The 21,834-nt window shown below is 71.6% G+C and carries 21 protein-coding genes and 1 riboswitch; of the genes, 14 read left to right on the top strand and 7 right to left on the bottom strand.

What is annotated here, in order from left to right:
* The first annotated feature begins 15 nt into the window (after positions 1-15).
* The 5 genes from IF09_RS0122445 (at position 16) to IF09_RS0122425 (ending at position 4,864) form a co-directional block, all read left to right on the top strand.
* Entirely contained in the window at positions 16-387 is a 372-nt protein-coding gene (locus tag IF09_RS0122445; protein ID WP_030298435.1) for a YraN family protein, read from the top strand.
* On the top strand, positions 387-2,021 hold the full coding sequence (locus IF09_RS0122440) for a YifB family Mg chelatase-like AAA ATPase (protein WP_030298433.1): 1,635 nt from the start codon (positions 387-389) through the stop codon (positions 2,019-2,021). Before IF09_RS0122445 ends, IF09_RS0122440 begins: the two co-directional genes overlap by 1 nt.
* Positions 2,018-3,208, top strand: coding sequence for a DNA-processing protein DprA (gene dprA, locus IF09_RS0122435; RefSeq protein WP_030298432.1), 1,191 nt, complete (start codon positions 2,018-2,020; stop codon positions 3,206-3,208). Before IF09_RS0122440 ends, dprA begins: the two co-directional genes overlap by 4 nt.
* Before the next feature lie 209 nt (positions 3,209-3,417).
* Entirely contained in the window at positions 3,418-4,254 is an 837-nt protein-coding gene (gene whiG / locus IF09_RS0122430) for an RNA polymerase sigma factor WhiG (protein WP_030298430.1), read from the top strand.
* Between the two features lie 52 nt (positions 4,255-4,306).
* Positions 4,307-4,864 carry a TetR/AcrR family transcriptional regulator gene (locus IF09_RS0122425; RefSeq protein ID WP_030298428.1) on the top strand — a complete coding sequence of 186 codons (558 nt, stop codon included), beginning with the start codon at positions 4,307-4,309 and terminating at the stop codon, positions 4,862-4,864.
* Positions 4,865-4,957: 93 nt separating this feature from the next.
* Here IF09_RS0122425 and IF09_RS40470 read toward each other — a convergent pair whose 3' ends face one another.
* On the bottom strand, positions 4,958-5,425 hold the full coding sequence (locus IF09_RS40470; protein ID WP_030298426.1) for a M23 family metallopeptidase: 468 nt from the start codon (positions 5,423-5,425) through the stop codon (positions 4,958-4,960).
* A 250-nt stretch (positions 5,426-5,675) separates the two neighbouring features.
* Between IF09_RS40470 and rpsB the strand changes: the two genes are divergently transcribed.
* From rpsB to IF09_RS0122375, 9 genes are all read left to right on the top strand, one after another.
* Positions 5,676-6,599, top strand: coding sequence for a 30S ribosomal protein S2 (rpsB, locus tag IF09_RS0122415; protein WP_030298424.1), 924 nt, complete (start codon positions 5,676-5,678; stop codon positions 6,597-6,599).
* A gap of 135 nt (positions 6,600-6,734) precedes the next feature.
* Complete coding sequence (gene tsf / locus IF09_RS0122410) at positions 6,735-7,571, top strand: translation elongation factor Ts (protein ID WP_030298422.1); 837 nt, start codon at positions 6,735-6,737, stop codon at positions 7,569-7,571.
* A gap of 162 nt (positions 7,572-7,733) precedes the next feature.
* On the top strand, positions 7,734-8,513 hold the full coding sequence (gene pyrH, locus IF09_RS0122405) for a UMP kinase (protein ID WP_030162523.1): 780 nt from the start codon (positions 7,734-7,736) through the stop codon (positions 8,511-8,513).
* 85 nt (positions 8,514-8,598) lie between these two features.
* Positions 8,599-9,156 (top strand): ribosome recycling factor, encoded by a 558-nt coding sequence (frr, locus tag IF09_RS0122400; RefSeq protein ID WP_030298420.1) that lies wholly within the window; start codon positions 8,599-8,601, stop codon positions 9,154-9,156.
* Positions 9,156-10,235 (top strand): phosphatidate cytidylyltransferase, encoded by a 1,080-nt coding sequence (locus IF09_RS0122395; RefSeq protein WP_030298417.1) that lies wholly within the window; start codon positions 9,156-9,158, stop codon positions 10,233-10,235. The genes frr and IF09_RS0122395 overlap by 1 nt, the downstream gene beginning before the upstream one ends.
* A 160-nt stretch (positions 10,236-10,395) precedes the next feature.
* Positions 10,396-11,508, top strand: a complete 1,113-nt coding sequence (gene rlmN, locus IF09_RS0122390; RefSeq protein WP_030298414.1) for a 23S rRNA (adenine(2503)-C(2))-methyltransferase RlmN — start codon at positions 10,396-10,398, stop codon at positions 11,506-11,508.
* Between the two features lie 58 nt (positions 11,509-11,566).
* A riboswitch (TPP riboswitch) is annotated at positions 11,567-11,676 on the top strand.
* 85 nt (positions 11,677-11,761) lie between these two features.
* On the top strand, positions 11,762-12,895 hold the full coding sequence (locus tag IF09_RS0122385; protein WP_030298412.1) for a thiamine ABC transporter substrate-binding protein: 1,134 nt from the start codon (positions 11,762-11,764) through the stop codon (positions 12,893-12,895).
* 71 nt (positions 12,896-12,966) lie between these two features.
* Positions 12,967-14,583: an ABC transporter permease gene (locus IF09_RS0122380; RefSeq protein WP_030298410.1), complete on the top strand. Its 1,617-nt coding sequence runs from the start codon at positions 12,967-12,969 to the stop codon at positions 14,581-14,583.
* Positions 14,583-15,614 carry an ABC transporter ATP-binding protein gene (locus IF09_RS0122375; protein ID WP_030298409.1) on the top strand — a complete coding sequence of 344 codons (1,032 nt, stop codon included), beginning with the start codon at positions 14,583-14,585 and terminating at the stop codon, positions 15,612-15,614. Before IF09_RS0122380 ends, IF09_RS0122375 begins: the two co-directional genes overlap by 1 nt.
* 120 nt (positions 15,615-15,734) lie before the next feature.
* Here IF09_RS0122375 and IF09_RS0122370 read toward each other — a convergent pair whose 3' ends face one another.
* From IF09_RS0122370 to IF09_RS0122345, 6 genes are all read right to left on the bottom strand, one after another.
* A complete protein-coding gene (locus IF09_RS0122370) occupies positions 15,735-16,652 on the bottom strand; it encodes a hypothetical protein (RefSeq protein WP_030298406.1) in 918 nt (305 codons plus the stop codon).
* 91 nt (positions 16,653-16,743) lie between these two features.
* Positions 16,744-17,835 (bottom strand): LOG family protein, encoded by a 1,092-nt coding sequence (locus IF09_RS0122365; protein WP_030298404.1) that lies wholly within the window; start codon positions 17,833-17,835, stop codon positions 16,744-16,746.
* Between the two features lie 26 nt (positions 17,836-17,861).
* Positions 17,862-18,935, bottom strand: coding sequence for a hypothetical protein (locus tag IF09_RS0122360; protein WP_030298402.1), 1,074 nt, complete (start codon positions 18,933-18,935; stop codon positions 17,862-17,864).
* The gene (locus tag IF09_RS0122355) at positions 18,917-19,699 is read right to left on the bottom strand and encodes an ABC transporter ATP-binding protein (RefSeq protein ID WP_030298400.1); all 783 of its coding nucleotides are present in this window, start codon (positions 19,697-19,699) and stop codon (positions 18,917-18,919) included. The genes IF09_RS0122360 and IF09_RS0122355 overlap by 19 nt, the downstream gene beginning before the upstream one ends.
* Positions 19,700-19,905: 206 nt before the next feature.
* Positions 19,906-21,267 (bottom strand): aspartate aminotransferase family protein, encoded by a 1,362-nt coding sequence (locus tag IF09_RS0122350; RefSeq protein WP_030298399.1) that lies wholly within the window; start codon positions 21,265-21,267, stop codon positions 19,906-19,908.
* Positions 21,268-21,270: 3 nt separating this feature from the next.
* Positions 21,271-21,774, bottom strand: a complete 504-nt coding sequence (locus IF09_RS0122345) for an Lrp/AsnC family transcriptional regulator (RefSeq protein WP_030298396.1) — start codon at positions 21,772-21,774, stop codon at positions 21,271-21,273.
* Positions 21,775-21,834 lie beyond the last annotated feature (60 nt).

Below are 21,834 nucleotides of genomic sequence, written 5' to 3'. Positions count from 1 at the left end.
CGGAGGTGGTGCCGGATGAACGCGAAGGGCGTGGCACAGCAGGCATTGGGGCGGTACGGCGAGGAGCTCGCGGCGCGGCGGCTGGCCGAGGCCGGGATGACCGTGATCGCGCGGAACTGGCGGTGCCGCAGCGGGGAGATCGACATCGTCGCGCGGGACGGGGACGCCCTCGTCGTGTGCGAGGTCAAGACCCGCCGGTCGGGTGAGTTCGAACATCCCATGGCCGCCGTCCGCCCCGGCAAGGCCGAGGGATTGCGCCGGCTCGCCGGCCGATGGCTCGCCGACCACGGCGGACCGCCCCCGGGCGGGGTGCGCATCGACCTCGTGGGAGTCCTGCTGCCGCGGCGCGGTGCGCCCGTGGTGGAGCACGTCCGGGGGGTGGCGTGATGGGCTTCGCACGAGCCTGTTCGGTCGCCCTGGTGGGCGTCGACGGCGTGGTGGTGGAGGTCCAGGCCGACCTGGAGCCCGGGCTCGCCGCCTTCACCCTGGTGGGGCTGCCCGACAAGACCCTGGTCGAGAGCCGGGACCGGGTGCGGGCCGCCGTGGTGAACTCGGGCGCCGCATGGCCGCAGAAGAAGCTCACCGTCGGGCTCAGCCCGGCCTCCGTACCGAAATCCGGCGCCGGCTTCGACCTGGCCGTCGCGGCGGCCGTGCTGGGCGCCGCCGAGGTGGTCGATCCGGCTGCGATCGCCGACCTGGTGCTCATCGGGGAACTGGGACTGGACGGCCGGGTACGGCCGGTGCGGGGCATCTTGCCGGCGGTCCTCGCCGCAGCGGATGCCGGGTACCGGAACGTGGTGGTGCCGCAGCAGTGCGCCGCCGAGGCCATGCTCGTCCCCGACGCCTGCGTGCTCGGCGTCCGCAGCCTGCGCCAGCTGATCGCCGTCCTAACCGACGGAGAGGTCCCCGAGGAGGAAGCACCGGGCCCACAGGGGCGGCCGGACCCGATGCTCGCCGGGCTGGTGGTCCCCGGTGCCGGGCTGGGCACCGGGATCTCCCAGCGCCGGCCCGGGGAGGGCGAGGCCGCGGACTTCCCCGACCTCTCCGATGTCGCCGGGCAGCACGGCGCCCGCCGGGCCCTGGAAGTGGCGGCCTCCGGGGGCCACCACCTCTTCCTCAGCGGGCCGCCGGGAGCGGGCAAGACGATGCTGGCAGAGCGGATCCCCTGGATCCTGCCGCCGCTCTCCCGGCAGGACTCGCTGGAGGTCACCGCCGTCCACTCGGTCGCCGGGATCCTGCCGCCCGGCGAACCGCTCGTCGCCCGGCCCCCGTACTGCGCGCCCCACCATTCCGCGACCATGCAGTCCCTGGTCGGCGGCGGAGCGGGGGTGCCCCGGCCCGGGGCCGTCTCCTTGGCCCACCGGGGTGTGCTGTTTCTGGACGAGGCGGCCGAGTTCAGCACCAAGGCGCTGGACGCGCTGCGCCAGCCGCTCGAATCGGGGCACGTGGTCATCGCCCGGGCCGCCGGGGTGGTGCGGCTCCCGGCCAGATTCCTGATGGTGCTCGCGGCGAACCCCTGCCCCTGCGGGCGGCACACCCTGCACGGCGCCGGCTGCGAATGCCCGGCATCGGTGATCCGCCGTTACCAGGCGCGGCTGTCCGGGCCGCTGCTGGACCGGGTGGACCTGCGGGTGGAGGTCGAGCCGGTCACCCGCTCCGACCTGCTGGGGCGCGGCGGCCGCGGGGAGGCCACGGTGGCCGTCGCCGACCGGGTGCGCGAGGCCCGGGACCGCGCCGCGGCCCGGCTCGCCGACACCCCTTGGCGACTCAACGCCGAGGTGCCCGGGCACGAGCTGCGCACGCGCTGGCAGGCGGCCCCCGGGGCTCTGGCGCAGGCCGAGCGGGATCTGGAGCGCGGGCTGCTCACCGCCCGCGGGCTGGACCGGGTGCTGCGGGTCGCCTGGACCGTGGCCGACCTGCGGGCCCGGGACCGCCCGGAGGCACTCGACGTGGCCGTGGCCCTGGAACTGCGGACCGGCATCGCCCGCGGCGCAGCCCTGGCGATGGGAGCCGGCTCATGAGCACATCCGCCGGGCCCGGGGGGTTCGATGCGGAGCTGTTGGCGCGGGCTGCGCTGACCCGGGTGCTGGAGCCCGGCGACGAGCACGGCGGACGGTGGCTGCGCGAGCACGGCGCCGTCGGGCTGATACGGCTGCTGACCGGGCCGGACACCGAGGCGGCGGCCCTGGCCGGGGTGGGGGAGCAGCGGCTCGCCGGATACCGCAGACGGGCGGCGCTCGCCGACCCGCGGCGGGACCTGGCGACCGCCGCCCGCAGCGGCGGCCGGTTCGTCTGCCCCGGCTCGGCGCAGTGGCCGACCCAGCTGGACGACCTTGGCGACGCCCGGCCCCTCGGGCTCTGGCTCCGCGGCAGCCCGGACCTGCGGACGTGGGCGCTGCGTTCCGTCGCCGTGGTCGGCGCCCGGGCCTGCACCCCGTACGGCGCGCACATGGCCCAGATCCTGGCCGCCGGGCTCGCCGAGCGGGGCTGGGTGGTGGTCTCCGGGGCGGCGTACGGGGTCGATGCCGCCGCCCATCGCGGCGCCCTCGCCTCGGGCGGCGCCACGGCCGCGGTGCTCGCCTGCGGGGTGGACGTCGCCTACCCCCGCGGTCATGCCGGGCTGCTCGGGCGGATCGCCGACCAAGGGCTGGTGCTGGGCGAGCTGCCGCCCGGCAGCCACCCGACCCCCAGCCGGTTCGTCCTGCGCAACCGGGTCATCGCCGCCCTCACCCGGGGCACCGTCGTGGTCGAGGCGGCCCACCGAAGCGGCTCCCTGGTCACGGCCCGGCGGGCCCAGCAGCTCGGGCGGTTCACCATGGGCATCCCCGGACCGGCCACCAGCGGGCTCTCCGGCGGAGTGCACGAACTGCTGCGCGGCGAGGCGGTGCTCGTCACGGACGCCGCGGAGGTCGTCGAGCTGGTCGGCGGCATGGGGGAGCTGGCTCCCGAGCGGCGCGGCCCGGTGCTCGCCCGCGACCTTCTGCACCCGGACACCGCCCGCGTGCTCGAAGCACTCCCGGCCGGCCGGCTCGTGCACGCCGGCGAAGTCGCCCTCGCAGCAGGCACCGGCACCGATGAAGTCATCGGCAGACTGTACGAACTTCACTCTCTGGGGTTCGTCGAACGGCAGGGCGAGGGCTGGCAGTTGACCACACAATCACCTGAAGGAGGCACACAAACCGGCGGTACCCGGCGAGGCGGTCGTTGACCTGGGGTGTTCCGGTGAAAGAGTGAAGCCGATGAGAGACGCGGTCTTCCCGGTGGCAGCTGCCGGGACCGAGCGCCAGGCGCCGGTCCCGGGTCTCCCGCGCGAGTCACGACGCCCCGGTGCCCACGCGCGATCCCGTACTCTTCGCGCACCGCGACACTTCCGTCACGCTACGCTCCCAAGGAATCCGGCTCCGGCAAAGGCGAAGCATGCCCCAGCACACCTCAGGGTCTGACCGCGCTGCGGTGCCCCCCGCTGCCCGCGGCAGCGTGCGGACCACCGCACCCTCGTCCCTCGAGGTGCTGTGGCGCTCGTACAAGGAAAGCGGTGACGAGCGGCTGCGGGAGCAGCTGATCCTGCACTACTCGCCCCTGGTGAAGTACGTGGCCGGCCGGGTCAGCGTGGGCCTGCCGCCCAATGTCGAACAGGCCGACTTCGTCTCCTCCGGGGTCTTCGGGCTGATCGACGCCATCGAGAAGTTCGACATCGACCGGTCCATCAAGTTCGAGACGTACGCGATCACCCGGATCCGGGGCGCGATGATCGACGAGCTGCGGGCGCTGGACTGGATCCCGCGCTCGGTCCGGCAGAAGGCGCGGGCCGTGGAGCGGGCCTACGCCACGCTCGAAGCCCAGCTGCGCCGCACCCCGACCGAGCACGAGGTCGCCGGCGAGATGGGCATCGGCGTGGAGGAACTCCACGCCGTGTTCAGCCAGTTGTCGCTCGCCAACGTGGTCGCCCTGGAGGAGCTGCTGCACGTCGGCGGCGAGGGCGGCGACCGCCTCTCGCTGATGGACACCCTGGAGGACACCGCCGCCGACAACCCGGTCGAGGTGGCCGAGGACCGCGAGCTGCGCAGGCTCCTTGCCCGGGCCATCAACACCCTGCCGGAGCGGGAGAAGACCGTGGTGACGCTCTACTACTACGAGGGCCTCACGCTGGCCGAGATCGGCAACGTCCTGGGCGTCACGGAGAGCAGGGTCAGCCAGATCCACACCAAGTCGGTGCTCCAACTGCGGGCCAAGCTGGCGGATGTCGGCCGGTGAGCTTGCGGCACCTCCGTAGAGTGGATGCGTGCCCAGGATTCGAGCGGCCTCCGTGGCCGAGCACCGGTCGATGCAGCGCGGCGCCCTGCTGGACGCTGCGCGCTCCCTGTTGTCCGAAGGCGGGACGGAAGCGCTGACCTTCCCCGCCCTGGCGGAGCGCACGGGCCTCGCCCGGTCCTCCGTGTACGAGTACTTCCGCTCCCGCGCGGCCGTGGTCGAAGAGCTGTGCGCCGTGGACTTCCCCGTCTGGGCCGCCGAGATCGAGGCGGCGATGGAGCAGGCGCAGTCGCCGGAGGCGAAGGTCGAGGCCTACGTGCGGAGCCAGCTGGGGCTAGTCGGGGACCGGCGGCACCGGGCGGTGGTGGCGATCTCGGCCAGTGAGCTGGACGCGGGGGCGCGGGAGAAGATCCGTGCTGCGCACGGGGGGCTCGTGGCGATGATCGTGGAGGCGCTCGGGGCCCTGGGGCATGAGCAGCCCCGGCTTGCCGCGATGCTGCTGCAGGGTGTGGTGGACGCTGCGGTCCGGCGCATCGAGCTCGGTGCTGCCGAGGACCCCACCGTCGTGACGGAGGCGGCCGTGGCCATGGCCCTGCGGGGCGTACGGGGCTGAGGCCCCCCCGGGGGCCCCTCTCCCCGGACCCCCGCGCCTCACACGCCGGCGGGGCCGGAATTGCCCCGGGCGCCGCCCGGGGCCGGATTCGCCTCAAGCGCCGGCCAGGCCGGAGTGGGGCAGGAGTCTCGGGGTCGGGTGGGGGAGCAGGGCCAGGGGGTTCAGGTACGTGGTGCCTGAGAGGAGGCCCCAGTGGAGACAGGGCTTTCCGCAGTGCGTGCCTTCCGTGAGGACGGCGACCAACTGGCCCGCCGTGACCTCCTCGCCCTCCGCGACCAGCGGCCGCACCGGTTCGTACGTGGTGCGCAGGCCGCCCGGGAGCGTGAGGGAGAGGACGCCGCGGCCGGCCACCAGGCCCGCGTAGTGCACCCGGCCCGGTCCGACCGCGCGGAGCTCCGCGCCCACGGGGGCGGCCAGGTCCACCCCTCGGTGCCCCGCCGCGTACGGGGTCGGGGGCGGGTCCCACCAGCGGGCCACCACCAGTGGGGGCGGCAGCGGCCGGATCCCCGGGGCGAGCGCCTGGGTCAAGGTCAGCAGCAGCGTGAGCAGCAGTGTCGTCATGCCGTCCAGGTTGCCGCCGGCTCGCACAGCGTGACCGCGCCTGTGGACGAGCGGCCGGGTGTGGACAACGGCGTCACCTGGCATACCGCCCGGTCCCGTACACTTCTTACGGCGATCCGGGTCACCGGGTCGACTTCGCACGCCCCAGCACCAGCCGCTCAGGCCGGGTGGAAGCGTCTCTCGGTCCCCTTCTCGGGGGCAGGGCGCGGTGGGGCGTCAGGAACCAAACCGAGAAACCAAGGAGATGGCCATGGCCGTCGTTACGATGCGGGAGCTGCTGGAAAGCGGCGTCCACTTCGGTCACCAGACCCGTCGCTGGAACCCGAAGATGAAGCGCTTCATCTTCACGGAGCGCAACGGCATCTACATCATCGACCTGCTCCAGTCGCTGTCGTACATCGACCGCGCCTACGAGTTCGTCAAGGAGACCGTTGCCCACGGCGGCTCCATCATGTTCGTCGGTACCAAGAAGCAGGCCCAGGAGGCCATCGCCGAGCAGGCGACGCGCGTTGGTATGCCGTACGTCAACCAGCGCTGGCTGGGTGGCATGCTCACCAACTTCTCCACCGTCTACAAGCGCCTCCAGCGTCTGAAGGAGCTTGAGGCGATCGACTTCGAGGACGTCGCCGCCTCGGGTCTCACCAAGAAGGAGCTCCTGGTCCTCTCCCGCGAGAAGACCAAGCTGGAGAAGACCCTCGGTGGTATCCGCGAGATGTCGAAGGTTCCCAGCGCCGTCTGGATCGTCGACACCAAGAAGGAGCACATCGCCGTCGGTGAGGCGCGCAAGCTCCACATCCCGGTCGTCGCGATCCTCGACACCAACTGCGACCCCGACGAGGTCGACTACAAGATCCCGGGCAACGACGACGCGATCCGTTCCGTCACCCTGCTCACCCGCGTGATCGCCGACGCCGTCGCCGAGGGCCTCATCGCCCGCTCCGGCGCTGCGACCGGTGACTCGAAGCCGGGCGAGAAGGCCGCCGCCGAGCCGCTCGCCGAGTGGGAGCGCGACCTGCTCGAGGGCGAGAAGAAGGCCGACGACGCCGAGGCCGCTCCGGCCGAGGCCGCTGTCGAGGCCCCGGCCGCCGAGGCTGTCGAGGCCCCGGCCGCAGAGGCCCCGGCCGCAGAGGCCCCGGCCGCAGAGGCCCCGGCCGCCGACGCCGAGCAGGCCTGACCCACTGAGAGCGCCCGGCGTTCATGCGCCGGGCACTCGCAGCACGGACGATGACGGCGGGGGAGCCGCGCCAAAAGCGCGGCGCCTCCGCCGTTCACCCGTAGATCTACGACTTCGAGAGAGAATCACAGACTCATGGCGAACTACACCGCCGCTGACGTCAAGAAGCTCCGCGAGCTCACCGGCGCCGGCATGCTGGACTGCAAGAACGCGCTGGTCGAGGCCGACGGCGACGTCGACAAGGCCATGGAGGCCCTCCGTATCAAGGGTCAGAAGGGCGTCGCCAAGCGCGAGGGCCGTTCTGCCGAGAACGGTGCCGTCGTCTCCCTCATCGCCGACGACAACACCTCCGGTGTCATCGTCGAGCTGAAGTGCGAGACGGACTTCGTCGCCAAGGGCGAGAAGTTCCTGGCCGTCGCCAATCAGCTGGCCGCGCACGTCGCCGCCACCTCCCCGGCCGACATCGAGGCGCTGCTCGCGTCCGAGATCGAGCCCGGCAAGACCGTCACCGCCTTCGTGGACGAGGCGAACGCGAACCTCGGCGAGAAGATCGTCCTGGACCGCTTCGCGCAGTTCGCCGACGGTTACGTCACCGCGTACATGCACCGCACCATGCCCGACCTGCCGTTCCAGATCGGCGTCCTGGTCGAGCTCGACAAGGAGAACGCCGAGGTCGCCCGCGGCGTCGCGCAGCACATCGCCGCGTTCGCCCCGCAGTGGCTCTCCGCCGAGGACGTCCCGGCCGACAAGGTCGAGTCCGAGCGCCGCATCGCCGAAGAGGTCACCCGCGCGGAGGGCAAGCCCGAGGCTGCCATCGCCAAGATCGTCGAGGGTCGCGTCAACGGCTTCTTCAAGGAGGCCACCCTCCTCGGCCAGCCGTACGCGCTGGACAACAAGAAGTCCGTCCAGAAGGTCCTGGACGAGGCCGGTGTCACCCTGAAGCGCTTCTCGCGCATCAAGGTCGGCATCTGAGTCCGTCCGTACACGACGGACACCGGACCCCGGTAGGGTCTGAAGCAGTCGTCCGCCCGCGCGCGGAACGACCGCAGATCTGACGAGGAGGCCATTGCCGTAGAGGGAACCGCGAGGACCCACCGGCAATGGCCTTCTTCGTATGTGCACGAGGAGATCTCCATGAATCAGGGCGTGGACCCCCACACCGCTTCCGACGACAAGAGCGACCACGACAAGAAGGGCCGCCGCTTCATGCTGAAGCTGTCGGGCGAAGCCTTCTCCGGTGGTGGAGGACTGGGCGTCGACCCCGACGTCGTCCATGCCATCGCGCGCGAAATCGCCGCGGTGGTCCGTGACGGCGCGGAGATCGCCGTCGTGATCGGCGGCGGAAACTTCTTCCGCGGCGCCGAACTGCAGCAGCGGGGCATGGACCGTGCGCGGTCCGACTACATGGGCATGCTCGGCACCGTCATGAACTGCCTCGCCCTCCAGGACTTCCTGGAGAAGGAAGGCATCGACTCGCGCGTGCAGACCGCCATCACCATGGGCCAGGTCGCGGAGCCGTACATCCCGCTGCGCGCCGTACGCCACCTGGAGAAGGGCCGCGTCGTCATCTTCGGCGCCGGCATGGGCATGCCGTACTTCTCCACCGACACCACGGCCGCCCAGCGTGCCCTGGAGATCGACGCCGAGGCCCTGCTCATGGGCAAGAACGGCGTCGACGGGGTCTACGACTCCGACCCGAAGAAGAACCCCGACGCGGTGAAGTTCGACGCGCTGGAGTACAGCGAGGTGCTCTCGCGCGACCTCAAGGTCGCCGATGCCACCGCCATCACGCTGTGCCGCGACAACAAGCTGCCGATCCTGGTCTTCGAGCTGCTGGCCGAGGGCAATATCGCCCGCGCCGTCAAGGGTGAGAAGATCGGCACGCTCGTGAGCGACCAGGGCACCCGGGCCTGAGCGTCCCGACGCCGGGCCCGGCCCCACCCGGCCGAGCCCGCCCCGCCCGCCTGAACCATCCAAATCTGACATGCAGGAGCACGTGGTGATCGAAGAAATCCTCCTCGAGGCCGAGGAGAAGATGGAGAAGGCCGTCGTCGTCGCCAAGGAAGACTTTGCCGCGATCCGCACCGGTCGTGCGCACCCGGCGATGTTCAACAAGATCGTGGCCGACTACTACGGCGCCATCACGCCCATCAACCAGCTCGCGTCCTTCTCGGTGCCCGAGCCGCGCATGGCGATCGTGACCCCGTTCGACAAGAGCGCCCTGCGCAACATCGAGCAGGCCATCCGCGACTCCGACCTGGGCGTCAACCCCAGCAACGACGGCAATATCATCCGGGTGACCTTCCCCGAGCTGACGCAGGACCGCCGCAAGGAGTACATCAAGGTCGCGCGCACCAAGGCCGAGGACTCCAAGGTCTCGATCCGCTCCATCCGCCGTAAGGCGAAGGACGCCCTCGACAAGCTCGTCAAGGACAAGGAGTCCGGCGAGGACGAGGTGCGCCGCGCGGAGAAGGAGCTCGACGACACCACCGCGAAGTACGTCGCGCAGGTCGACGAGCTGCTCAAGCACAAGGAAGCCGAGCTCCTCGAGGTCTGATGAACGACTCTCCCTGGGCCACGGAGCAGGTTCCGGCGGGTCCCGCATACGATGCGCTGGTGGGCCCGCACACTCGGCCCATGCCCATCGTGCCCGATGCCGCCGGCCGTGACTTCGACGACCGGGAAGCACGCGATCGGGGGGCCGCCGCCGACGGCGGCGGCCCCCCGTTCCGCGCCGAGACGCCGCCGCAGGAGCCCATGCCCAGCCCCCCGCCTCCGCCCTCGCAGGCACCGCAGGACGCCTCGCCCCCGCCGCAGAAGAAGCGGGCGGGGCGCGACCTGCGTGCCGCCATAGGGGTCGGCGTCGGCCTCGGTGCGGTGATCTTCGCTTCGCTGTTCATCGTGAAGGCGGTCTTCGTCGGCGTCATCGTCGTCGCGGTCGTCGTGGGCCTGTGGGAGCTCACCTCCCGGCTCCAGGAGAAGAAGGGCATCAAGGCGCCGCTCGTCCCGCTCGCGGTCGGCGGCGCCGCCATGGTCATCGCCGGATACGTCCGCGGGGCCGAGGGCGCCTGGGTGGCCATGGCCCTGACCGCGCTGGCGGTCCTGGTCTGGCGGATGACCGAACCGCCCGAGGACTACCTCAAGGACGTCACCGCAGGCGTCTTCGCGGCGTTCTACGTGCCCTTCCTGGCCACCTTCGTCGCGATGCTGCTCACCGCCGACGACGGCCCGCAGCGGGTGGTCACGTTCCTGGTCCTGACCGTGGTCAGCGACACCGGGGCCTACGCGGTGGGCTGGCGCTTCGGCAAGCACAAGCTGGCGCCGCGCATCAGCCCCGGCAAGACCCGCGAGGGGCTGTTCGGCGCGGTGGCCTTCGCAATGGGGGCCGGCGCGCTGTGCATGGAGTTCCTGATCGACGGGGGCGCCTGGTGGCAGGGCCTGCTGCTCGGTCTCGCCGTCGCGGTCAGCGCCACGCTGGGCGACCTCGGCGAGTCGATGATCAAGCGGGACCTGGGCATCAAGGACATGGGCACGCTGCTGCCGGGCCACGGCGGCATCATGGACCGGCTCGACTCCCTGCTGCCGACCGCCCCGGTGGTGTGGCTGCTGCTGGCGGCCTTCGTCGGCACCGGCTGAAACCGGGTTCCGCGGGTTCCGGCCGGCGGGCGGTTCACCAGGGGGACCCCGCTGAGCCGGGGCGACGTACGTCCGAAGGCTTCGGGTGGGTCCGGGCGGTTACTCTTGAAAGGCGCGCTGCTTCTGCGGCGCGCCTTTCGTCTTACGAGGAGTACCTGCCATGGCCCGCCCCGTCCCGGGAGAGCTCACCTTCGTCGCCCCTCGCGGAGCCAAGAAGCCGCCCCGGCACCTCGCCGACCTCACGCCCGAGGAGCGGCGCGAGGCGGTCGCCGCGATCGGTGAGAAGCCCTTCCGGGCCAAGCAGCTCTCGCAGCACTACTTCGCCCGGTACGCGCACGACCCGGCCGAGTGGACCGACATCCCGGCGGGCTCCCGCGAGAAGCTCCAGCAGGAGCTGCTGCCCGAGCTGATGAACGTCGTCCGGCACATCTCGTGCGACGACGACACCACCCGCAAGACCCTGTGGAAGCTGCACGACGGCACGCTCGTCGAGTCCGTGCTGATGCGCTACCCCGACCGGGTCACCATGTGCATCTCCTCGCAGGCCGGCTGCGGTATGAACTGCCCGTTCTGCGCCACCGGCCAGGCGGGCCTGGACCGCAACCTGTCCACCGCCGAGATCGTCCACCAGATCGTCGACGGCATGCGCGCGCTGCGCGACGGCGAGGTCCCCGGCGGCCCGGCCCGGCTGTCCAACATCGTCTTCATGGGCATGGGCGAGCCGCTGGCGAACTACAAGCGGGTCGTCGGCGCGATCCGCCGCCTCACCGACCCCGAGCCCGACGGCCTGGGCCTGTCGCAGCGCGGCATCACCGTCTCCACCGTGGGCTTGGTCCCGGCGATGCTGCGGTTCGCCGACGAGGGCTTCAAGTGCCGCCTCGCGGTCTCGCTGCACGCGCCGGACGACGAGCTGCGCGACACCCTGGTCCCCGTGAACACCCGCTGGAAGGTCCGCGAGGTACTCGACGCGGCCTGGGAGTACGCCGAGAAGTCCGGCCGCCGGATCTCCATCGAGTACGCGCTGATCCGTGACATCAATGACCAGGCCTGGCGCGGCGACCTCCTCGGCCGGCTGCTCAAGGGCAAGCGTGTCCACGTCAACCTGATCCCGCTGAACCCGACGCCGGGCTCGAAGTGGACGGCCTCGCGTCCCGAGGACGAGAAGGCCTTCGTGGAGGCCATCGCCCGCCACGGCGTGCCGGTGACCGTCCGCGACACCCGCGGTCAGGAGATCGACGGCGCCTGCGGCCAGCTGGCGGCCTCGGAGCGCTAGCCTGCGGTTTCCTCCGCCCCGGTTCGGCCACGGGGTACCCTGTGGCCGAACCAATTGCATATTCCGACAGGGGAGCGCCACAGCGCTGAGAGTGCGGTAACCGTCATCCGCAGACCCTCTGAACCTCGCCCCGGTCATTCGGGGTAGGAAGTTCGGTCATCACTCAAGCTGTTGCGCCCTGCCCGGCGACCGCTCGCACTGAGCGCCCGGCAGGGCCGCGTCTTCTCCTGGTCATCCCAGGAGGAATTCACCAGTGAGCACCACCAAGAAGTTCGCGGGCGCAGCGCTCGCGGCCGCGCTCGGCGTCGCCACGCTCAGCGCCTGCGGCGGCGGCGACGCCAAGGACACGTCCGAGGGCGGCGCGAGCGGGTCGCCGAAGCCCAAGACGGTCACGCTCGTCTCCCACGACTCCTTCAACGTGACCGACACGGTCCTCAAGGAGTTCGAGCAGCAGAGCGGCTACACCGTCAAGGTCCTGAAGTCCGGGGACGCGGGCGCCGCACTCAACCAGGAGATCCTCACCAAGGGCTCCCCGCGCGGCGACGTCTTCTTCGGTGTCGACAACACGCTCCTCTCGCGCGCCCTCGACAACGGGATCTTCAAGCCGTACGAGGCCAAGGGCCTGGCCGACGTGAAGCCCGAGTACGTGCTCGACAAGGAGCACCGGGTCACCCCGATCGACTCCGGCGACATCTGCGTCAACTACGACAAGGCGTACTTCGCCGACAAGAAGCTCGCCCCGCCGCAGACGCTGGACGACCTGGTCAAGCCGGAGTACAAGAACCTGCTGGTCACCGAGAACGCGGCGACCTCCTCGCCGGGCCTCGGCTTCCTCCTCGCCTCCGTCGGCCAGTACGGCGATGGGGGTACCTCCCAGGGCGAAGCCTCTGGGGGAGGGTGGAAGGACTACTGGACCAAGCTCAAGGCCAACGGCGTCGAGGTCGTCGACGGCTGGGAGCAGGCCTACAACGAGCGCTTCTCGGGCTCCGCGGGCGGCAAGAAGGCCAAGGGCGACCGCCCGCTGGTGGTCTCCTACGCCTCCAGCCCGCCGGTCGAGGTCCTGTACGGCGAGCCGCAGCCGGCCGAGGCCCCCACGGGCGTCTCCACCGGCACCTGCTTCCGCCAGGTCGAGTTCGCGGGCCTGCTCAAGGGCGCGAAGAACGAGGAGGGCGGCAAGGCGCTCCTGGACTTCCTCGTCAGCAAGAAGTTCCAGGAGGACATGCCGCTGCAGATGTTCGTGAACCCGGTGGTCAAGGACGCGCAGCTGCCGGAGCTGTTCACGAAGCACGGCGTGGTCATCGAGAAGCCTTGGAGCGTCGCTCCGGAGACCATCGCCAAGAACCGTGAGCAGTGGGTCAAGACATGGTCCTCGCTCGTCGTGAAGTAGGACGCGAGAGCGCACGCGAAAGCACTCCCGCGAAGGAGGGCGTACGCGGTACGGCCGTCAGGCTCGCCCTGATGGCCGTACCGCTCGCCTTCTTCGGGCTGTTCTTCGCCTACCCCGTCGCCGCGATCGTCGGCCGCGGGATCAAGACCGAGGACGGCTGGCAGTTCGGCCGGATCGGTGAGGTGCTGACCCGGCCCGACATCGCCGACGTGCTCTGGTTCACCACCTGGCAGGCGTGCGCGTCCACGGCGCTCACGCTCCTGATCGCACTCCCCGGCGCGTACGTCTTCGCGCGCTTCGAGTTCCCCGGCAAACAACTGCTGCGGGCGGTGGTCACGGTCCCGTTCGTGCTGCCGACCGTGGTGGTCGGCACGGCCTTCCTGGCGCTGGTCGGGCGCGGCGGCCTGCTCGACGAGCTGTGGGGCGTCCGGCTGGACACCACCGTGTGGGCGATCCTGCTCGCCCACGTCTTCTTCAACTACGCCGTCGTCGTACGGACGGTCGGCGGGCTCTGGGCGCAGCTCGACCCGCGCCAGGAGGAGGCCGCCCGCGTGCTCGGCGCCGGGCGGTTCGCCGCCTGGCGGCGGGTGACGCTGCCCGCGCTCGGACCGGCCGTGGCCGCCGCCTCGCTGATGGTGTTCCTCTTCACCTTCACCTCCTTCGGCGTCGTGCAGATCCTGGGCGGGCCCTCGTACGCCACCCTCGAGGTGGAGGTCTACCGGCAGACCGCACAGCTGCTGGACCTGCCGACGGCCGCCGTCCTCACGATGGTGCAGTTCGTGGCGATCGGCCTGATCCTCGCCGTCCACGCCTGGACCGTGCGCCGGCGGGAGACCGCCCTGCGGCTGGTGGACCCGGCGCGGACCGCACACCGGCCGAGCGGACCGGGGCAGCGCGCCCTGCTCGGCGGGGTGCTGCTGACGGTGGCGCTGCTGATCGTGGCTCCGCTGCTGGTGCTGGTGGAGCGGTCCTTCGACGCCCCCGGCGGGTACGGGCTCGGCTTCTACCGGGCGCTCCAGGATGCGGGCGCCGGCGGCGGAACGTTCCTCGTGCCACCGCTGGAGGCGATCGGGAACTCCCTGCAGTACGCCCTCGCCGCCACCGCCATCGCCCTGCTGATCGGGGGGCTCGCGGCCGCGGCACTGACCCGGCGCGGGGGGCGGTTCGTGCGCGGGTTCGATGCGCTGCTGATGCTTCCGCTGGGGGTGTCGGCGGTGACGGTCGGCTTCGGCTTCCTGATCACCCTGGACGAGCCGCCGCTGGATCTGCGGACCTCGTGGATCCTGGTGCCGCTGGCCCAGGCGCTGGTGGGCGTGCCGTTCGTCGTACGGACCATGCTGCCGGTGCTGCGCGCGGTGGACGCACGGCTGCGGGAGGCCGCCGCGGTGCTCGGGGCGTCCCCGCTGAGGGCCTGGCGGGAGGTGGACCTGCCGCTGGTGCGGCGGGCGCTGCTGATCGCGGCCGGGTTCGCCTTCGCCGTCTCGCTGGGGGAGTTCGGGGCGACCGTCTTCATCGCGCGGCCCGACCGTCCCACGCTGCCGGTGGCCGTGGCGCGGCTGCTGGGGCGCGCCGGTGAGCTCAACTACGGGCAGGCGATGGCCCTGAGCACGATTCTGATGCTGGTGTGCGCGGTCTCCCTGCTGGTGCTGGAGCGGCTGCGCCCCGACAAGACCTCGGGAGAGTTCTGATGACGTTGCTCGAACTGGCCGGGGTGTCGGTCCGCTTCGGCGAGCGCGCCGTCGTCGACGCACTGGACTGCGTGGATCTCGCGGTCGCCGAGCACGAGATCGTGTGCGTGCTCGGGCCGAGCGGGAGCGGCAAGTCCACGCTGCTGCGGGTCGTCGCCGGGCTCCAGCCGGTCTCCGCCGGGCGGGTCCTGCTCGGCGGTGCGGACCAGGAGCGGGTACCCGTGCACCGGCGCGGGGTGGGCCTGATGTTCCAGGACCACCAGCTGTTCCCGCACCGGGACGTGGGCGGGAACGTCGCGTTCGGGCTGCGCATGCGGGGCTCCGGCCGGGGGGCCTGCGAGGGCCGGGTCGCGGAACTGCTGGAGCTGGTCGGGCTGCCCGGGGCCGAGGGCCGGTCCGTGTCCTCCCTGTCGGGTGGCGAGCAGCAGCGGGTCGCCCTCGCGAGGGCGCTGGCCCCCTCGCCGCGGCTGCTGATGCTGGACGAACCGCTGGGACAGCTCGACCGGGGGCTGCGCGAGCGGCTGGTCGTGGAGCTGCGCGGGCTGTTCTCCCGGCTCGGGACCACGGTGCTGGCCGTCACCCACGACCAGGGGGAGGCCTTCGCCCTGGCCGACCGGGTGGTGGTGATGCGGGACGGGCGGATCGCGCAGGCCGGGACCCCGCTGGAGGTGTGGCAGCGGCCGGCCTCGGAGTTCGTGGCGCGGTTCCTCGGGTTCGAGAACGTGGTGCCGGCGCTGGTGTCGGGAGAGGCCGCGATGACGGAGTGGGGCAAGGTCCTGGTGCCGGCCGGGTCCCCGGAGGGCGAGAGGCGGATCCTGATCCGGCCGGCGGGCGTGGTGCTCGTGGCGGCGGGGCTGCGGTGTGAGGTGCTCGCGCGGACGTTCCGCGGGACGCACGTGGCGCTGCGGCTGCGGCCGGAGGCCGGGCCGGAGCTGGAGGCGGAGTGCGGGCTGGCCGGGGCCCCGGCCGTGGGGGACCGGGTTGCGGTGTCCTTCGCCCCGGCCGAGGTGGTCGTGCTGCCGGCTGCGTAGCCGCTGCACGGGGCTCGTCCCCTACTACCGGCCCTTCCCCCGTTCCCCGGGCTCCGCACCCGGTCCTCAAGCGCCGGACGGGCCGAACCGTTGGGGGCCATGCCCCCATGCCCCCGCGCCTCAGACGCCGGCGGGGCTGGATTCGGGTTCGGATTCGCGGGCGGTGGGGGGTTCTGCGCCGTCGTGGTTGCCGTACCAGGCGACGGCCACCGCGCCCGCGACGGCCAGCACGAAGCCGAGGGCCGCCAGCCAGGCCAGGCCCGGCCGCGATGCGTCGCCCAGCCACAGGACGCCGATCGCACCCGGCAGGACGGTTTCGCCGACGACGAGCGCGGCCGTCGCGCCGTTCACCGAGCCGATCTGGAGGGCGACCGTGTGCAGGTACATGCCGCCCACGCCGGCCAGCAGGATGGCGTAGAGGGCCGGGTCGGCGAGCAGCTTGCCCAGGTCGAACGGGTCGATCCCGTCGAGGATCCGGACGCCGACGCCGAGCGCGCCGAAGGCGAGGCCCGACAGCAGGCCCGCCAGGATCGCGGCCCGGGCGCCCAGGAGCCGTACGGCCACCGTGCCGCCCGCGATGATCAGCAGGGTCACGGCGAACAGCCACCAGTGCGTGGACATCGGGGCGTGGTGGCCGCCCTCGTGGCCCGCCGCCGTCGCCAGCAGCACCAGCGCCGCGCAGACCACCCCGATGGAGGTCCATTCCTTCCGGGTCAGCCGGATGCCCAGCATCTTCACGCTGAGGACGGCGGTGATCACCAGGTTGGCGCTGATCACCGTCTGGGAGAGGAACAGGGGCAGCAGCCGGGCGGCGAGCGCGCCCAGCCCGAAGCCGACGAAGTCCAGGATGGTGCCGACGATGAACTCCCACGTCATCGCTGCCTTCGCGGTGGACGAGAGGTTCGGGCCGCCGTGCGCGGTCACCCCGGCGGCGGCCGGCGACATCCGGGCCGCCCGGCGCGAGCCGACGGCTTGCAGGACGGATCCCGTGCCGTAGCAGATGGATGCCGCGATCGCGGTCAGCAGGCCTATGAGCACCGAGGGCTCCGTTCACGTCTGGCAGGGTTTTGCACTTTGATTACCTATGGCAGACGTGCGATCGGGCCGCGAAGTTGCCTCGGTCCGTCACTCACTTCATCGAAGCGAGTACGGCGGGGACCTCGGCCACCGAGTCGACCAGCGCGATCCGGGACTCCATCGCACGGCCGCGCGCCAGCGCCCGGAGCAGCGGCCACGCCGGCAGGTGCTCGGTCCAGTGCTTACGCCCGACCAGCACCATCGGGGTCGGCTCGCCCCGCGACCCGTAGTAGTTCGGCGTGGCGTTGTCGAATATCTCCTGCAGGGTGCCCGCGGCGCCCGGCAGGAAGACGACGCCCGCGGTGGAGCGGGCGAGCAGCCCGTCCTCCCGGGTGGAGTTCGCGAAGTATTTGGCGATGTGGCCAGCGAAGGCGTTCGGCGGCTCGTGCCCGTAGAACCAGGTCGGGATCCCCACCGAGTCGCCGCCCGCGGGCCAGCGGTCCCGTACGGCGAACGCCGCCTGCGCCCAGTCGGACACCGAGGGCGCGAAGGACGGGGCCTTGGCCAGGATCTCGAGGGCCTCCGCAAGGGCGTGGTCGGGGACCGGAGCCAGGTAGGCGCCGAGGTTGGCCGCCTCCATCGCGCCGGGGCCGCCGCCGGTGGCGACCGTCAGCCCGGACCGGGCCAGCTCCCGGCCGAGTTCGGCCGCGCCCTGGTAGTCCAGACCGCCGCGGGCCATCGCATGGCCGCCCATGACGCCGACCACCCGGGCGCCGGCGAGGTGTTCGTCGAGGGCGTCGGAGATCGCGTCGTCGTGGAGGGAGCGGAGCATCGAGGAGAAGACGTCGCCGTCCGCCTTGGACTCCTGGAACCAGGCGTACGACTGGGCGTCAGCAGTACCCTCGTAACCGTCGGACAGCCCCGCGAACAGCTCGTCGGCGGTGTACAGCAGACCGCGGTACGGGTTGAAGGGCAGGTCCGGCACCGGTGGGAAGACGAGCGCACCGTCCGCGCGCACCTTGGCCGCCGCGTCGGGCTCCATCGCGCAGCCCAGGAAGACGGCTGCGGAGGTGTCGGCGGACAGCAGGGCGAACGTGCGCTCCAGCAGGTTGACCGACTGGATGCGGTAGCCGCTGAGCGAGCCGCGCGCGACGACCTGGTCGAATTCGGCGAGCGTCTCGATCTCGATGTCTGCGTTGACCATTCAGCCCACCCTAAGGGCTGCCCGTGTCAGCGGGTCAACGCAAGCGACGTCAGCTCCGCCACACCCCATACGACCGGTACGCACACGGCTGTCAGCGCGGTGGCCCGCAGGGTCGCGGCCGTACGCAGGACCGTGCCCGGAGTGCCCAGGTCGCGCAGGCTCGCGCGGGCGTCGGAGCGGTTCTGGCGGACCTCGACGGCGCAGGTGAGCAGGGTCGCGGTCACGCACAGCGCGACCAGGGCGCAGGCCGGCCCGGTCAGGGGACCCAGCGGGACGGGGAAGCCGCCCCGGTCGCGCAGGGCAGCGGTGGTGAGGGCGCCCGCGCCGACCGCGCACAACAGGCCGAGCGGGCGGCCCAGTCGGGGCGCCTCCTCCTGGAGGGTCCGCCCGGCCAGCAGCCGCACGGCGCCCGGGCGGACCGCCTGTACTAGGGCTCCGCAGGCGTAGGCGAGGCCCGGGCCGGCGAGCGAGAGCCCGATGGCGGTGAGTGCCCAGCCGGCCGGCATGCCGACTCCGCCGAGGCCGGTGTACGCCTCGACCGCCAGTGCGCAGGCGGTGAGCGCGATGCCCCAGGGCAGGCCGGTCTGCGGGGCCAGCGGGGGGTGCGGGCGCAGGGCGAGGGCCGTGGCGGCCGAGGCGGCCAGCGGCACCAGGGCCAGCAGGGTGAGGGCGGCCGCCACGGGCAGCGGCCGGTCGGCGTGCAGCAGCCGGGCCCCGGCCCCGTCGAAGGGCAGGCCGGTGAGGTCGCCCCGCAGGTGGAGGAAGGCGGCCAGGGCCATGGCGCTGCCCAGGGTGCACGAGACGGCGGTGGAGACCGCCGCGACGAGGGTGCGCCGTACGGGGCCCAGCCCGACGGCGTCCATCCCCTCGCGGGGCCGGGTCGCGGGGTCGGTCCGTGCGACGGCGATGGCGAGCTGCACGGTGACCGCGAGCGGGACCAGGGCCCACAGCAGGCGCGGGAACGATCCGGCAGGCCGGGCAGTGGCCTCGGTCAGCACGTACAGCAGGAGGAAACCGGTGCCGGCGCAGGCTGCGGCGACCAGCAGCCGGCGCAGCTGGACGAGCGGGCCGGAGCCGCGGGCTAGGCGGAGAGCGAGCACGCGGCCTGGCCCTCCGGGGTCTCGTCGGACGGACCGCCGACGGCGGCCGCGGCGGGGCGGCCGTCGAGCAGCGCGACCCGGCGGTCGGCGACGGCTGCGGACTCCTCGTCGTGCGTGGCCAGCACCACGGTGATCTCGTGCGAGCGTGCCGCGGTGGTGAGCGTACGGAGCAGCAGGGCGCGCTCCGTGCGGTGCAGCGGGGCGGTGGGTTCGTCGGCGAAGACCACGTCGGGCTCGTTGACCAGGGCCCGGGCGAGGGCGACCCGCTGGGATTCGGCGCGGGTCAGGGCGCGGGGGCGCTTGCGGGCGAAGCCGCCGATGTCGAGGCGGTCCAGCCATTCGCAGGCGGCGGCCTTGGCCGTGCGGTGGGAGGCGCCGGCGATCAGCAGGGGCAGGGCGGCGTTCTCCCAGACCTTGAGCTCGGGCAGCAGCAGGGGATCGGGGCCGATCCAGCCGAACCGGTCACGGCGCAGCCGTTCGCGGGCCTGCGCACCCATGGTGTGGACGGGCACGCTGTTGAACCAGATCTCGCCCTGCTCGGGCACCACGTGTCCGGCCAGGCAGCGCAGCAGCGTGGTCTTCCCACTGCCGCGCGGGCCGGTCAGCGCCAGGATCTCGCCCGCGCGGACGCCGACCGAGACCCCGATGAGGGCGGGTGAACCTCCCCCGGACTTCGTCCGGGGGGAACCCCAGTGGGAGTAGTGAACGGACCGTGCCCAGAGGACGTCATTGTCCGGTGGGGCGTTGTCCGGTGGAGCCACCATGGCGTACACCTCCGTCCGGGGAACGAAGCGGAACCGGTTCGGTCACTGGCGCCGTACTGAGATGTAAAGAGATGAACGTCTTGGATGGTGACAGCACACGGCCCGGACCCCCGCGTTCTCACTCGAACGGGGGATCCGGGCCGTGTGGTTTCGGACTGTTTACTGCTCTTCGCCGCGCTTTACTGCTCTTCGCGCCGTGCTGCTCTTTACAGCTTGGTCCACGCCTCGGTGAGCACCGAGCGCAGGATGCCTTCGATCTCGTCGAAGGTGCCCTGGTCCGCGATCAGCGGCGGGGCCAGCTGGATGACCGGGTCGCCACGGTCGTCGGCACGGCAGTACAGGCCGTTCTCGAAGAGCGCCTTGGAGAGGAAGCCGTAGAGCACGCGCTCGGTCTCCTCGTCCGTGAAGGACTCCTTGGTGACCTTGTCCTTGACGAGCTCGATGCCGTAGAAGAATCCGTTGCCGCGGACGTCGCCGACGATCGGCAGGTCGTGCAGCTTCTTCAGCGTCGAGAAGAAGGCGTCCTCGTTGTCCAGCACGTGCTGGTTGAGGCCTTCCTTGTCGAAGATGTCGAGGTTGGCGAGCGCCACCGCGGAGGACACCGGGTGCCCGCCGAAGGTGTAGCCGTGCAGGAAGGTGTTGCCGCCCTTGTAGAACGGTTCGGCGATGCGGTCCGAGACGATGCAGGCACCGATCGGGGAGTAGCCCGAGGTCATGCCCTTGGCGCAGGTGATCATGTCCGGGACGTAGTCGAACTTGTCACAGGCGAACATCGTGCCGAGGCGGCCGAAGGCGCAGATCGTCTCGTCGGAGACGAGGAGCACGTCGTACTCGTCGCAGATCTCGCGGACCCGCTGGAAGTACCCGGGCGGCGGCGGGAAGCAGCCGCCGGCGTTCTGCACCGGCTCGAGGAAGACGGCGGCGACGGTGTCGGCGCCTTCGAACAGGATCTCCTGCTCGATCTGGTCGGCGCACCAGCGGCCGAAGGCCTCGGGGTCGTCGCCGTAGATCGGGGCGCGGTAGATGTTGGTGTTCGGGACCTTGTGCGCGCCGGGCACCAGCGGCTCGAAGGGGGCCTTCAGGGCCGGCAGGCCGGTGATGGACAACGCGCCCTGTGGGGTGCCGTGGTAGGCGACCGCGCGGGAGATGACCTTGTACTTGGTGTGCTTGCCCTGCAGCTTGAAGTACTGCTTGGCGAGCTTCCACGCGGTCTCGACGGCCTCGCCGCCGCCGGTGGTGAAGAAGACCTTGTTCAGGTCGCCGGGAGCGTAGCCGGCGAGGCGCTCGGCCAGCTCGACGGCCTGCGGGTGCGCGTAGGACCAGATGGGGAAGAAGGCGAGTTCCTGGGCCTGCTTGTAGGCTACCTCGGCCAGTTCCTTGCGGCCGTGACCGGCGTTGACCACGAACAGTCCGGCGAGACCGTCCAGGTAGCGCTTGCCCTTGTCGTCGAAGATGTAGGTGCCCTCACCCCGCACGATGGTGGGGACGGGGGAGTTCTCGTACGACGACATGCGGGTGAAGTGCATCCACAGGTGGTCGTACGCGGTCTTGGAGAGGTCCTGGCTCACGGGCTATCGAGTTCCCCACATGTAGGTCTGCTTCTTCAGCTTCAGATAAACGAAGCTTTCGGTTGATCGCACGCCGGGGAGCGCGCGGATCTTCTTGTTGATCGTCTCCAGCAGGTGGTCGTCGTCCTCGCAGACGATCTCCACCATCAGGTCGAACGAGCCCGCGGTCATGACCACGTACTCGCACTCGGCCATCTGGGTCAGTGCGTCGGCCACCGGGTCGAGGTCGCCCTCGACGTTGATGCCGACCATGGCCTGGCGTCGCAGGCCCACGGTGAGCGGGTCGGTGACGGCGACGATCTGCATGACGCCCTGGTCGAGCAGCTTCTGCACGCGCTGGCGAACGGCTGCCTCCGACAGGCCGACGGCCTTGCCGATCGCTGCGTAGGGACGGCGCCCGTCCTCCTGCAGTTGCTCGATGATCGCCAGGGACACAGCATCGACCGAAGGGGACGGTTGTCTGTTCCTGGAATCTGCGCTTCGACTGACCACGACCTCACTGTGCACGAGGAGTCGTCTGTTCCGCAAGACGGAATCGATGAAATCCGTTGTCTGGGGACTTGGATC

The sequence above is a fragment of the Streptomyces katrae genome, assembly GCF_000717655.1.
Taxonomy (GTDB): Bacteria; Actinomycetota; Actinomycetes; order Streptomycetales; family Streptomycetaceae; genus Streptomyces; species Streptomyces katrae_B.
Note: the sequence above shows the minus strand (reverse complement) of the source record. Positions and strands in the feature narration are given on the sequence as shown.